Source organism: Enterobacter cloacae complex sp. GF14B (assembly GCF_004136805.1).
Taxonomy (GTDB): domain Bacteria; phylum Pseudomonadota; class Gammaproteobacteria; order Enterobacterales; family Enterobacteriaceae; genus Enterobacter; species Enterobacter hormaechei_C.
On the sequence record NZ_QFRV01000096.1, the window covers coordinates 1 to 12,809 of the forward strand.

Annotated in this window: 14 protein-coding genes and 1 riboswitch; of the genes, 8 read left to right on the plus strand and 6 right to left on the minus strand. The window is 57.7% G+C overall.

Translation table 11 applies throughout. The features are described 5' to 3' along the window. Positions 1-617: 617 nt before the first annotated feature. Together purH and purD are read left to right on the plus strand one after the other, a co-directional pair. On the plus strand, positions 618-2,207 hold the full coding sequence (gene purH, locus DD606_RS21575) for a bifunctional phosphoribosylaminoimidazolecarboxamide formyltransferase/IMP cyclohydrolase (RefSeq protein WP_045347373.1): 1,590 nt from the start codon (positions 618-620) through the stop codon (positions 2,205-2,207). Positions 2,208-2,222: 15 nt separating this feature from the next. Beyond that, complete coding sequence (gene purD / locus DD606_RS21580) at positions 2,223-3,515, plus strand: phosphoribosylamine--glycine ligase (RefSeq protein ID WP_022650211.1); 1,293 nt, start codon at positions 2,223-2,225, stop codon at positions 3,513-3,515. 47 nt (positions 3,516-3,562) lie between these two features. Here the strand turns inward: purD and DD606_RS21585 are convergent, their stop codons facing one another. From DD606_RS21585 to nudC, 6 genes are all read right to left on the minus strand, one after another. Next, a complete protein-coding gene (locus DD606_RS21585; RefSeq protein ID WP_048243285.1) occupies positions 3,563-4,255 on the minus strand; it encodes a DUF1481 domain-containing protein in 693 nt (230 codons plus the stop codon). An 11-nt stretch (positions 4,256-4,266) separates the two neighbouring features. Continuing rightward, on the minus strand, positions 4,267-4,539 hold the full coding sequence (hupA, locus tag DD606_RS21590; protein ID WP_002445246.1) for a nucleoid-associated protein HU-alpha: 273 nt from the start codon (positions 4,537-4,539) through the stop codon (positions 4,267-4,269). A gap of 186 nt (positions 4,540-4,725) precedes the next feature. Continuing rightward, positions 4,726-5,316, minus strand: coding sequence for a YjaG family protein (locus DD606_RS21595; RefSeq protein WP_003862310.1), 591 nt, complete (start codon positions 5,314-5,316; stop codon positions 4,726-4,728). A 41-nt stretch (positions 5,317-5,357) separates the two neighbouring features. Next, on the minus strand, positions 5,358-6,029 hold the full coding sequence (gene nfi, locus DD606_RS21600) for a deoxyribonuclease V (RefSeq protein WP_003862312.1): 672 nt from the start codon (positions 6,027-6,029) through the stop codon (positions 5,358-5,360). 9 nt (positions 6,030-6,038) lie between these two features. After that, positions 6,039-7,103, minus strand: a complete 1,065-nt coding sequence (gene hemE / locus DD606_RS21605; protein ID WP_022650209.1) for a uroporphyrinogen decarboxylase — start codon at positions 7,101-7,103, stop codon at positions 6,039-6,041. Between the two features lie 38 nt (positions 7,104-7,141). After that, entirely contained in the window at positions 7,142-7,915 is a 774-nt protein-coding gene (gene nudC, locus DD606_RS21610) for an NAD(+) diphosphatase (RefSeq protein WP_129259109.1), read from the minus strand. A 95-nt stretch (positions 7,916-8,010) separates the two neighbouring features. On the opposite strand from nudC, the gene DD606_RS21615 reads away from it, so the two are divergent. The 6 genes from DD606_RS21615 to thiG form a co-directional block, all read left to right on the plus strand. Then, complete coding sequence (locus DD606_RS21615; RefSeq protein ID WP_022650207.1) at positions 8,011-8,508, plus strand: Rsd/AlgQ family anti-sigma factor; 498 nt, start codon at positions 8,011-8,013, stop codon at positions 8,506-8,508. Positions 8,509-8,562: 54 nt separating this feature from the next. Beyond that, a riboswitch (TPP riboswitch) is annotated at positions 8,563-8,672 on the plus strand. 79 nt (positions 8,673-8,751) lie between these two features. After that, the gene (gene thiC / locus DD606_RS21620) at positions 8,752-10,647 is read left to right on the plus strand and encodes a phosphomethylpyrimidine synthase ThiC (RefSeq protein ID WP_129259111.1); all 1,896 of its coding nucleotides are present in this window, start codon (positions 8,752-8,754) and stop codon (positions 10,645-10,647) included. Further along, entirely contained in the window at positions 10,647-11,288 is a 642-nt protein-coding gene (gene thiE / locus DD606_RS21625) for a thiamine phosphate synthase (RefSeq protein ID WP_003862319.1), read from the plus strand. Before thiC ends, thiE begins: the two co-directional genes overlap by 1 nt. Next, entirely contained in the window at positions 11,275-12,030 is a 756-nt protein-coding gene (thiF, locus tag DD606_RS21630; protein WP_129259113.1) for a thiazole biosynthesis adenylyltransferase ThiF, read from the plus strand. The genes thiE and thiF overlap by 14 nt, the downstream gene beginning before the upstream one ends. Continuing rightward, complete coding sequence (gene thiS / locus DD606_RS21635) at positions 12,014-12,214, plus strand: sulfur carrier protein ThiS (RefSeq protein WP_003862324.1); 201 nt, start codon at positions 12,014-12,016, stop codon at positions 12,212-12,214. Before thiF ends, thiS begins: the two co-directional genes overlap by 17 nt. A gap of 1 nt (position 12,215) precedes the next feature. Beyond that, the coding region (gene thiG / locus DD606_RS21640) for a thiazole synthase (protein ID WP_129259115.1) at positions 12,216-12,809 on the plus strand (594 nt) is incomplete at its 3' end.

Sequence of the window (12,809 nt, forward strand, 5' to 3'; positions counted from 1 at the left end):
GTGTTAGGCCTGCCGCCAGCGTTCAATCTGAGCCATGATCAAACTCTTCAATTTAAAAGTTTGATGCTCAATGAATTAAACTTCGTAATGAATTACGTGTTCACTCGTTGAGACTTGGTATTCATTTTTCGTCCGAGGACGTTAAGAATCCATGTCACTTTGAGTGCCCACACAGATTGTCTGATAAATTGTTAAAGAGCAGTGCAACGCGGCTTTCGCTCACCGTTGCGAGGTGGCGTATATTACGCTTTCCTCTTTCAGAGTCAACCCTGATTTTCAGGATTTTTTCTCTTCAGCCGACCGGGTTGTTTGTGAAGTGATTCACATCCGCCGTGTCGATGGAGGCGCATTATAGGGAGTTACCGAGCGACCGCAACAGAAAAGTTGCAAAAAAATGACTGACTGCTGCATTCCCCAGCAAAACCCCGCCTTATACCTTTTTACACACAGAGTTATCCACAGCGCTGCGAAAAAGTGAAAATATGCGAGCGTTGCGCAAACGTTTTCGTTAAAATGCTCGCGCTTAACAAGGAGGCCTCGTCAGGTGTGTTAGATGAGTTTTTCGCTGGAAAATTCATCTAACGCTCTCTGTAATCGTGAAATCCAGGGGATTTACCATGCAACAACGTCGTCCAGTCCGCCGCGCTCTGCTCAGTGTTTCTGATAAAGCCGGTATCGTCGAATTCGCCCAGGCACTTTCCGCACGCGGTGTGGAGCTGCTTTCTACAGGTGGCACCGCGCGCCTGTTAGCAGAGAAAGGTCTGCCGGTAACCGAAGTGTCCGATTACACCGGTTTCCCGGAAATGATGGATGGACGCGTCAAAACCCTGCATCCGAAAGTGCACGGCGGTATTCTTGGCCGTCGCGGTCAGGACGACGCCATTATGGAACAGCACGATATCGCGCCTATCGATATGGTCGTTGTTAACCTCTACCCGTTCGCCCAGACCGTCGCCCGCGAAGGCTGCTCTCTGGAAGATGCGGTTGAAAATATCGATATCGGCGGCCCGACCATGGTGCGCTCCGCAGCCAAGAACCATAAAGATGTGGCCATCGTGGTGAAGAGCAGCGACTACAACGCCATTATTAATGAGATGGATGCCAACGAAGGGTCCCTGACACTTGAAACGCGTTTCGATCTCGCCATCAAAGCCTTCGAGCATACCGCCGCCTACGACAGCATGATCGCCAACTACTTCGGTAGCCTGGTACCGGCTTACCATGGTGAAAGCAAAGATCCCTCTGGCCGCTTCCCGCGCACCCTGAACCTGAACTTCATTAAGAAGCAGGATATGCGTTACGGTGAGAACAGCCACCAGCAGGCTGCCTTCTATATAGAAGAAGAGGTAAAGGAAGCCTCTGTTGCGACCGCCCAGCAGGTTCAGGGCAAAGCCCTTTCCTATAACAACATTGCCGACACCGACGCCGCGCTGGAATGCGTGAAAGAATTCAGCGAGCCGGCCTGCGTTATCGTCAAGCACGCCAACCCATGCGGCGTTGCGGTAAGCACTTCTATTCTGGATGCCTACGATCGCGCCTACAAAACCGACCCGACCTCCGCGTTCGGCGGCATTATCGCCTTTAACCGCGAGCTGGATGCGGAAACCGCGCAGGCCATCATCTCCCGCCAGTTTGTCGAAGTGATCATCGCGCCGTCCGCATCAGAAGAAGCGCTGAAAATCACTGCGGCAAAACAGAATGTGCGCGTGCTGGTTTGTGGTCAGTGGGCGGAACGCGTGCCGGGCCTGGACTTCAAGCGCGTGAACGGCGGTCTGCTGGTTCAGGACCGCGATCTGGGTATGGTGACAGAAGCCGACCTGCGCGTGGTGACCAAACGTCAGCCGACCGAACAGGAACTGCGTGACGCGCTGTTCTGCTGGAAAGTGGCGAAGTTCGTGAAGTCTAACGCAATTGTTTACGCCAAAGAGAACATGACCATCGGGATAGGCGCAGGCCAGATGAGCCGCGTTTACTCTGCAAAAATTGCCGGTATCAAAGCAGGCGACGAAGGCCTGGAAGTGAAAGGCTCCGCCATGGCCTCTGATGCCTTCTTCCCGTTCCGCGACGGAATCGATGCGGCCGCTGCTGTGGGTATCACCTGTGTGATCCAGCCTGGCGGTTCAATCCGTGATGACGAAGTGATTGCCGCTGCCGACGAGCATGGCATCGCAATGATCTTCACCGACATGCGCCACTTCCGCCATTAATTCCCGGAGCAGAAAATGAAAGTATTAGTGATTGGTAACGGCGGGCGCGAGCACGCCCTGGCGTGGAAAGCAGCGCAGTCCCCGCAGGTTGAAACCGTCTTTGTGGCACCGGGTAATGCCGGTACGGCGCTGGAACCCGCGCTGCAAAACGTCGCCATCGGCGTGACCGATATCCCGGCACTGCTGAGCTTTGCCCAGACCGAGAACATCGATCTGACCATCGTTGGCCCGGAAGCGCCGCTGGTGATTGGCGTCGTAGACGCCTTCCGCGCAGCTGGCCTGAAAATCTTTGGCCCAACGGAGGGTGCCGCACAGCTGGAAGGCTCAAAAGCCTTCACCAAAGATTTCCTCGCGCGTCATAACATCCCGACGGCGGAATATCAGAATTTCACTGAAGTGGAGCCTGCTCTGGCCTGGTTACGTGAGAAGGGCGCGCCGATTGTTATCAAGGCCGACGGTCTGGCCGCGGGTAAAGGCGTGATCGTCGCGATGACCCTCGAAGAAGCCGAAGCCGCGGTTCAGGATATGCTGGCAGGTAACGCCTTTGGCGATGCGGGCCACCGCATCGTGATTGAAGAGTTCCTCGACGGCGAAGAGGCGAGCTTTATCGTGATGGTCGATGGCGAGCACGTTCTGCCGATGGCCACCAGCCAGGATCACAAGCGTGTGGGCAATGGCGATACCGGCCCCAACACTGGGGGAATGGGCGCTTACTCTCCTGCTCCCGTTGTTACCGATGAGGTGCATCAGCGCACCATGGACCGCATCATCTGGCCAACCGTGAAAGGGATGGCGGCGGAAGGCAATACCTACACCGGTTTCCTTTATGCAGGCCTGATGATCGACAAGCAGGGTAACCCGAAGGTGATCGAATTCAACTGCCGCTTTGGCGATCCGGAAACCCAGCCGATCATGCTGCGCATGAAATCCGACCTGGTGGATCTGTGCCTTGCGGCCTGCGAAGGCAAACTGGATGAGAAAACGTCAGAGTGGGACGAGCGTGCCTCTTTAGGTGTGGTGATTGCTGCGGGTGGGTATCCGGGTAGCTACAACACTGGAGATGAGATCCACGGCCTGCCGCTGGAAGAGATTGACGGCGCGAAGGTGTTCCACGCCGGTACGAAGCTGGCTGACGATGACCGCGTGCTCACCAACGGCGGCCGCGTGCTGTGTGCGACCGCGCTGGGCCAGACCGTGGCAGAAGCGCAGAAACGCGCCTATGCGCTGATGGCGGATATTCACTGGAACGGCAGCTTCAGCCGTCAGGATATCGGTTATCGTGCTATTGCGCGGGAGCAGGGAGAGTAATTTCCCCCTCACCCTAACCCTCTCCCTCAAGGGAGAGGGGACTTAAATCAAAAACTCTTTTCTGTCGGCTGCCAGGTGCAGAAATCTTCATTCGCCACCAGCAACAGCTGAGAGCCTTCCGGCGCTTCCAGCCATGCCACACTCACCTCCACAGATGAATGCCGCTGACGACGCTGAATGTGTTCGGTTGCCCAGGATTCAAGCTCAGGCTTCACCGTCTGCCCTTCGCAGGTGGTCACCGTGCCGTCGGCATGCCAGCGCCCCTGACGCAGCACCACGCGGCCCTGACGCAGCGCATCGCTGGTCTGGCGAAGTTGTTCAGCACGGTAGCGGTAGAGGGCGACCTGATCGCTGGAAAGCTGCTGTTTCAGTCCACTGACCTCATGCTGCATAAAGCTCAGCTCGCCGTGGTCGTCAAAACGCACCTTCACGTGTTCGGGAGTCTTACTGTAGATATTTAGTTCAATGAGCGACAGGGCATCGCCCTGCCAGCGGTATTCTGCGGTCGAGGTATTGCCGTTATGCCATGGGCTGAACGCGGTGAGCATATGGACATCATCGCTTGAATCTTTGCGCCAGATCCTGACCGCACCCTGGTTGTCAGCGTAGCCGCTGGCGGTAAACGGGGGGAGTGAGGAATCATGGCTACAGGCAGAGAGCAACAGTACGCCTGCCAGCGCGAGCGTTCCACGCCAGAATGACAAAAGGGGCGTTGCCGCCCCTTCGTTAAAACTGTTCACTGCCACGCGTCTTACTTAACTGCGTCTTTCAGTGCTTTACCAGAAACAAATGCCGGCACGTTAGCTGCGGCGATTTTGATTTCTTTACCGGTCTGCGGGTTGCGGCCAGTACGCTCAGCGCGGTGGTTCACTTTGAAGGTACCGAAACCAACCAGTTGTACAGCATCGCCTTCTTTCAGAGACTCAGTAATAGCAGCCAGGGTAGATTCCAGAGCAGCTTTAGCCTGCACTTTAGACAGATCAGCCTTGTCCGCAATTACATCAATCAGTTGAGTCTTGTTCATAAGTTATCCTTTCAATGTGTTTATCGCTTGCTAAGCATCGAGTGCGACGAAAATGCCAAAAAAGCACTCTCCTGCATACACGCACCGATAGCCACTTTTTTTCGCCCCCCAAATGTAGACCAGACGGGGGGCGAAAGGGAAGAGTCGAGGAGCGACAAAACAGGCGTTAAATCACGTTTTGTTGTCTCATTGGTTAAAAATTATACCAATATTGCTCTCGCCGGCCTCGCGCAGGTCCGCGCGCAGCCCTTTGATCAGCTCAATATCACGCTCTTCACACTCTGCCAGCAGGCGGAAAATCTCCCACTGAATGTCCCATTCCTGTTCTACCGCCGGGTTAGCACGCAGCTCTTCGTCGGTCATTTCACGGCCTTCCTGGGTCATTTCCAGCATCGCAACGGTGGTAATGGATGCCTTACTGACTTCAATGGCGTGTTCCAGGGTTTCACCGCTCAGACGGGAGTGGATCAGCTCGCTCAACGCCACACAGGCATCAATGGCCGGGTAGACGCCATACAGGTCGAAATCATCCGCAGCCGGAATAGCCTCTTCCAGCTTTTCGAGCTGAGAGTCAAAATTCACCTTCGCGTCTTTGACCGTCAGCGTCTCCCAGATTAAATCCAGGATACGACGATAAATCTGGCCTTCGCCAAACGCTGTCTGCTTGCAGAACGCGGCATAGTTGGGATACATGCGCTCGCACAGGCAAGCCATAAACGTCACGTGCTGCCAGCTTTCCAGCTTTTCAAGGCGCAGATGAATCGGGTTTTGTAACATGATGATGTCTCGAATCGAAAATTAGCCGCAGTTTACCTGAATCACGGCTGAATTTCCTGCCAACGAATGAATGCCGGACGTGAAGAGGCCACGGCGTCAGCCCAGCGGGTTGGCTCCGGTAAACGGTAGCCCTTCATACAGCGTTGCACCCACGCCAGGGCGCTGTCCATGCTCACCCGATGCCCGGTTGCGATAAACAGCGGGTTGCAGCGCGCTTTACTGCGCCAGACCCACGCCAGCTGCTCGCCTTTATGAATAAGCGGCGCCAGCGCGCCCGGTTCGGCAGAGAGCGGCTCAAACGCGCCGCACAGGCGTTTTTTCGCCACGCCGATGGTCGGCACGTCCACCAGCAGACCAAAGTGGCTGGCAACGCCTAAGCGACGCGGATGGGAGATACCATGCCCATCAACAAACAGCAGGTCAGGTTTTTGCGAGAGTTGTTCCCAAGCGGCCAGCAGCGCGGGATATTCGCGGAAGGAGAGAAAGCCGGGGATATAGGGCATGGTGGTGGCGATACGCGCCACCTTGTACTCCACCAGCTCCAGCGACGGGTATTTCAGCACCACCATCGCCGCTCGCGTCACTTCACCGCCCTGCTCAAACCCGACGTCCGCCCCGCCAATGTACCGCGGAGGGTCCGTATCCAGACGATCCTCACGGATCACCGATGAAGCCAGTTCGATTTGCTGAGCGCGTAGCGACGCGAGATCCATAACCACTCCTTACTTATGATACTGGGCAGAAAGCCGATGCACCGCCTCCACAAATACGCCTGCGTGTTCAGGCGGCACATCCTGATGAATGCCGTGGCCGAGATTAAAGACGTGGCCTTCACCCTGGCCGAAACCAGACAGTATAGTCGACACTTCCTCTTCGATACGGGCAGGCTGTGCATAGAGCATGGACGGGTCCATGTTGCCCTGAAGCGCCACTTTGTCCCCCACGCGACGGCGCGCATCGGCAATATCGGTGGTCCAGTCGAGGCCCAGCGCGTCGCAGCCGGTGGCCGCCATCGCTTCCAGCCACTGGCCGCCGCCTTTGGTAAACAGCGTCACCGGCACGCGACGGCCTTCGTTTTCACGCAGCAGGCCATCGACAATTTTGTGCATGTAGTACAGGGAGAACTGCTGATAATCACGTCCGGTCAGCACGCCGCCCCAGGTGTCGAAAATCATCACCGACTGCGCACCTGCTTTAATCTGCGCGTTGAGGTAGAGCGTGACGCTCTTCGCGAGCTTGTCGAGCAGCGCATGCAGGGCCAGCGGCTCGGCGTACATCATCTTTTTGATGACGGTAAAGGCTTTGCTGCTGCCGCCTTCCACCATGTAGGTGGCCAGCGTCCACGGACTACCGGAGAAGCCAATCAGCGGCACATCGCCTTTGAGCTCGCGGCGAATGGTGCGCACGGCGTTCATCACATAGCCCAGCTCGCCTTCCGGATCGGGGATCGGCAACTTATCAACGTCGGCTTTGCTTTTGATCGGTGAGGTAAAACGCGGGCCCTCGCCGGTTTCGAAATAGAGCCCAAGGCCCATCGCATCCGGAATGGTGAGAATGTCCGAAAAAAGAATGGCGGCATCGAGCGGGAAGCGGCGCAGCGGCTGGAGCGTCACTTCACAGGCCAGCTCGGCGTTTTTGCACAGCGACATAAAATCGCCCGCCTGCGCGCGCGTGGCTTTGTACTCTGGCAGATAGCGTCCCGCCTGGCGCATCATCCACACCGGGGTGACATCAACGGGCTGGCGCAGCAGCGCACGCAGATAACGATCGTTCTTCAGTTCGGTCATTTTGCAGTTCCTTATTGCGTCAGTCCGTCAGTGTAACACTACTCATACTCGGCCCGACACATTGCCACGGTATCTTCTATCAGGCGACGCGCCACCGTTCCCGGCGGGGGCAGCAGCGGTAAATCGTCGTAGCGATACCAGTTCGCCTCCAGCAGCTCTTTCTTATCGATAACAATCTCGCCGCTGTCGTATTCCGCCATAAACGCGGTCATCAGGGACATCGGGAACGGCCACGGCTGCGACGTCACATAGCGCAGGTTTTTCACCTTAATGCCGCTCTCCTCCATCACCTCACGCGCCACCGCCTGTTCCAGCGTTTCGCCGACTTCCACGAACCCGGCGAGGACAGTATGAATGCCGTTGCGATGACGGGTATGCTGCGCCAGCAGGATGGAATCATCACGGCGGATGGCGACAATGATGCACGGTGCGATTTGCGGATAGTAGCGTTCACGGCAGTGGCCGCAAAGCATTGCCCACTCGGTTTTGCTCGGGTGCATGGTGTGGCCGCAGTAGCCGCAGTATTTGTGCGAGCGGTAAAACTCCGCCAGCTGCACGCCGCGCCCCGCCAGCTGGAACAGGCCGACATCCCGATCCAACAACTGACGAACGGATCCCATATCCTGACGACGAGCCTGTAGGATCAACCATACCGGATCGCCCTGCCACTCGCCGATCCGCAGCGCAGGTTGGCCGACGAGATCGAAGATTTCTGCCGCACCGTAGGGTATCTCCCCACCGGGCAGCCACAACTTTTGCTCGTGACTGACGATCCACCAACCCAGATCTGATTTTTCAATAATACGATCCATATCTATTGCACTACCTTCGCTTCACTGACATGTTGTTAGCATTGTGGTTACATTTTGGATAAGCAGATCCCATTCTAAACCTTATGGAGTCGACCATGTTAAACCAGCTGGAAAGCCTGACTGAGCGCGTTGGAGGAAGTAACACCCTGGTGGATCGCTGGCTACATGTGCGCAAGCATCTCCTTGTGGCGTATTACAATCTGGTCGGTCTTAAGCCTGGCAAAGAATCCTTTATGCGGCTGAACGAAAAAGCGCTGGATGATTTTTGTCAGAGCCTTGTCGACTACCTCTCCGACGGCCATTTCAACCTTTATGAACGCATTATCCGCGAAATGGAAGGGACAACGCCGTATTTAGCGGCCAGTAAACTCTGTCCGCTGCTGGAAGCCAACACCCAGCGGATCATGGACTACTACGATTCCGCGCTGGAGAACGCTATCGATCACGATAACTATCTTGAGTTTCAGCAGGCGCTTTCCGACCTTGGCGAAGCGCTGGAAGAGCGATTCACGCTGGAAGACAAGCTCATCGCCCTCGTGCTGGACAACAACCTGAATATCAGCACCAGCGATAACGTTGCGCGCCCTGCTTGAGTTCTTAATCGTTAACGAGTAATTTACAACCATTCGCCCCTCTGCGGAGGGGGATTTTTCTTGTCGGAGTGCCCAGTGTGAAAGCACGGGCTGAGACCGTTAATTCGGGATCCGCGGAACCTGATCAGGTTAATACCTGCGAAGGGAACAAGAGTCACACTGCTGTTGTATCGCCCCTGAGGCGATCTTCTCTTGCTTCATCCGTCGTCTGACAAGCCATGTCCTTCACTTTTGGAATGAGCTATGTCTACTGCAAAACTGACCCGCCGCGAACAGCGCGAACACGCACAACGCTTCATCGACACCCTGGAAGGCACCGCTTTTCCGAACTCGAAACGCATCTACATTTCCGGCTCGCAGGCCGATATCCGCGTCCCGATGCGCGAAATCCAGCTCAGCCCGACGCTTATCGGCGGCAGCAAAGACAACCCGCAGTTTGAAGACAACGAAGCCGTGCCGGTGTATGACACCTCGGGCCCGTACGGCGATCCTGATGTTGCTATCAACGTCCAGCAGGGTCTGGCAAAGCTGCGCCAGCCGTGGATAGAGGCGCGTAACGACTGCGAAGAACTGAGCGTGCGCAGCTCTGCGTACACCAAAGAACGCCTGGCCGACGACGGTCTGGACGCGCTGCGCTTTACCGGCCTGCTGACGCCGAAACGCGCTAAAGCGGGCAAATGCGTAACCCAGCTGCACTACGCGCGCCAGGGTGTCGTCACGCCGGAGATGGAGTTCATCGCCATCCGCGAAAACATGGGCCGCGAGCGCATCCGCAGCGAAGTGCTGCGCCACCAGCATCCGGGTGAAGGGTTTGGCGCTCGCCTGCCGGAGAACATCACGCCGGAATTTGTGCGTGATGAAGTGGCCGCCGGGCGCGCCATTATCCCCGCCAACATCAACCACCCGGAATCCGAGCCGATGATTATCGGCCGCAACTTCCTGGTGAAGGTCAACGCCAACATCGGCAACTCAGCGGTGACGTCATCCATCGAAGAAGAGGTGGAAAAGCTGGTCTGGTCGACGCGCTGGGGCGCGGATACGGTGATGGACCTTTCCACCGGCCGCTATATTCACGAAACCCGCGAATGGATCCTGCGTAACAGCCCGGTGCCGATTGGCACCGTCCCGATTTATCAGGCGCTGGAGAAGGTCAACGGCATCGCCGAAAACCTCACCTGGGAAGCGTTCCGCGACACGCTGCTGGAGCAGGCGGAACAGGGCGTGGACTACTTCACCATCCACGCGGGCGTGCTGCTGCGCTACGTGCCGATGACGGCGAAACGTCTGACCGGTATCGTCTCCCGCGGCGGTTCGATTATGGCGAAATGGTGCCTTTCCCATCATCAGGAAAACTTCCTCTACGAACACTTCCGCGAAATCTGCGAAATTTGCGCCGCGTACGACGTCTCCCTGTCGCTGGGCGACGGCCTGCGTCCTGGCTCCATCCGCGATGCTAACGACGAGGCGCAGTTTGCCGAGCTGCACACGCTGGGCGAGCTGACCAAAATCGCCTGGGAGTACGACGTGCAGGTGATGATTGAAGGCCCGGGCCATGTGCCGATGCAGATGATCCGTCGCAACATGACCGAAGAGCTGGAGCACTGCCACGAAGCACCGTTCTACACGCTGGGGCCACTGACAACTGACATCGCGCCGGGCTATGACCACTTCACGTCAGGCATTGGGGCGGCGATGATCGGCTGGTTCGGCTGCGCCATGCTCTGCTACGTGACGCCGAAAGAGCACCTCGGCCTGCCAAACAAAGAGGACGTGAAGCAGGGACTGATTACCTACAAGATTGCCGCCCACGCGGCGGATCTGGCGAAAGGCCATCCGGGCGCGCAAATTCGCGACAACGCCATGTCCAAAGCGCGCTTTGAATTCCGCTGGGAAGACCAGTTTAACCTGGCCCTCGATCCGTTCACCGCCCGCGCCTACCACGACGAAACCCTGCCGCAGGAATCGGGCAAAGTCGCGCACTTCTGCTCCATGTGCGGACCAAAATTCTGCTCGATGAAAATCAGCCAGGAAGTACGCGATTACGCCGCCGCGCAGACCATTGAAGTCGGCATGGCGGACATGTCGGAAACCTTCCGCGCGAAAGGCGGCGAAATCTACCTCAAAAAAGAGGAGGCATAATGTACCAGCCTGATTTCCCCCCTGTCCCCTTCCGCTTAGGGCTTTACCCGGTGGTGGACAGCGTGGCGTGGATAGCGCGCCTGCTGGAGGCAGGCGTTCGCACGATCCAGCTACGCATTAAGGATAAACGCGATGAAGAGGTGGAGGCCGACGTGATCGCCGCTATCGCGCTGGGACGTCGCTACCACGCCCGCCTGTTTATCAACGACTACTGGCGGCTGGCGGTTAAACACCAGGCGTACGGCGTGCATCTGGGACAGGAAGATCTGGAAACGACCGATCTCAACGCGATCCGTGACGTCGGTCTGCGGCTGGGCGTTTCTACCCATGATGATATGGAGATCGACGTGGCGCTGGCAGCCCGCCCCTCTTACATCGCGCTCGGTCACGTTTTCCCGACGCAAACCAAACAGATGCCGTCCGCTCCACAGGGCTTGACGCAGCTGGCGGCCCACGTTAAGCGCCTTGCCGATTACCCCACCGTTGCCATCGGCGGGATCAGCCTTGAACGTGCGCCCGCCGTGCTGGAAACCGGCGTCGGCAGTATCGCCGTCGTCAGCGCTATCACCCAGGCCGCAGACTGGCAGGCCGCCACCGCACGGCTTTTACAACTGGCAGGAGCAGGCGATGAAAGATCGTGATTTTATGCGCTACAGCCGCCAGATCCTGCTGGAGGATATCGCCATTGACGGGCAGCAAAAGCTGCTTGCCAGCCGGGTACTGATTGTCGGTCTGGGTGGATTAGGCGCCCCCGCCGCGCTGTATCTGGCTGGCGCGGGCGTGGGCAAGCTGGTGCTGGCCGATGACGATGAGGTACATCTCAGCAATCTGCAACGGCAAATCCTCTTCACGACAGAAGATATCAACCAGCCTAAAGCGCAGGTTACGCGCCAGCGGCTGAACCAGCTTAACCCCGATATCGAACTGGTCGCGCTCCAGACGCGGCTGAGCGGGGAAGATCTGCAACGCGAAGTGGCCCTTGCCGACGTGGTGCTGGACTGTACGGACAATATGGCGACGCGTCAGGCCATCAACGCGGTCTGTGTTGCGCAGAACACGCCGCTGATCACCGCCAGCGCGGTCGGTTTCGGCGGGCAAATAATGGTGCTTACGCCGCCGTGGGCACAGGGCTGCTACCGCTGCCTGTGGCCTGACGAGGCTGAACCGGAGCGTAACTGCCGCACGGCAGGCATTCTGGGCCCGGTGGTGGGCGTGATGGGTACTCTTCAGGCGCTGGAGGCCATCAAGTTGCTCAGCGGCATAGAGACAGAACGCAACACGCTGCGGCTGTTCGACGCCCGCTCCAGCGGATGGCGTCATCTGGTGTTAAACCGCGCCAGCCACTGCCCGGTATGCGGAGGCCGCAATGCGCATTCTGTTTAACGATGAGCCGATGACGTGCGACGACGATCTTACCGTTGCCGCCCTGCTCGACACGCTGCGCCAGCTGAAGCCGGGAACGGCGCTGGCGCTCAATCAACAGATCCTGCCGCGCGAGCGGTGGGAACATCAGCAGGTCAATGAAGGCGACCAGATCCTGCTGTTTCAGGTTATCGCAGGGGGCTGAGATGTTACGTATTGCCGACAAAGTCTTTGATTCACATCTGTTTACCGGAACCGGAAAATTCGCCTCCCCGCAGCTGATGGTGGATGCCATTCGTGAGAGCGGCAGCCAGCTGGTGACACTGGCGATGAAGCGCGTGGATTTGCGTCAGCACAACGATGCCATACTTGCGCCGTTACTGGAGGCAGGCGTGACGCTCTTACCGAATACCTCCGGTGCGAAAACGGCCGAGGAAGCAATTTTCGCTGCGCAACTGGCGCGGGAAGCGCTCGGCACCCGCTGGCTGAAGCTGGAAATTCATCCGGACGCCCGCTGGCTGTTGCCCGATCCGATCGAAACCCTGAAAGCGGCAGAGAAGCTGGTGCAGCAGGGATTTACCGTCCTGCCCTACTGCGGTGCCGACCCCGTGCTGTGCAAGCGTCTGGAAGAGGTCGGCTGCGCGGCCGTAATGCCGTTAGGGGCACCCATTGGCTCCAACCAGGGACTGGAGACCCGCGCGATGCTGGAGATCATCATCGAGCAGGCGACCGTGCCCGTGGTGGTGGATGCGGGCATCGGCGTACCCAGTCACGCCGCGCAGGCGCTGGAGATGGGGGCC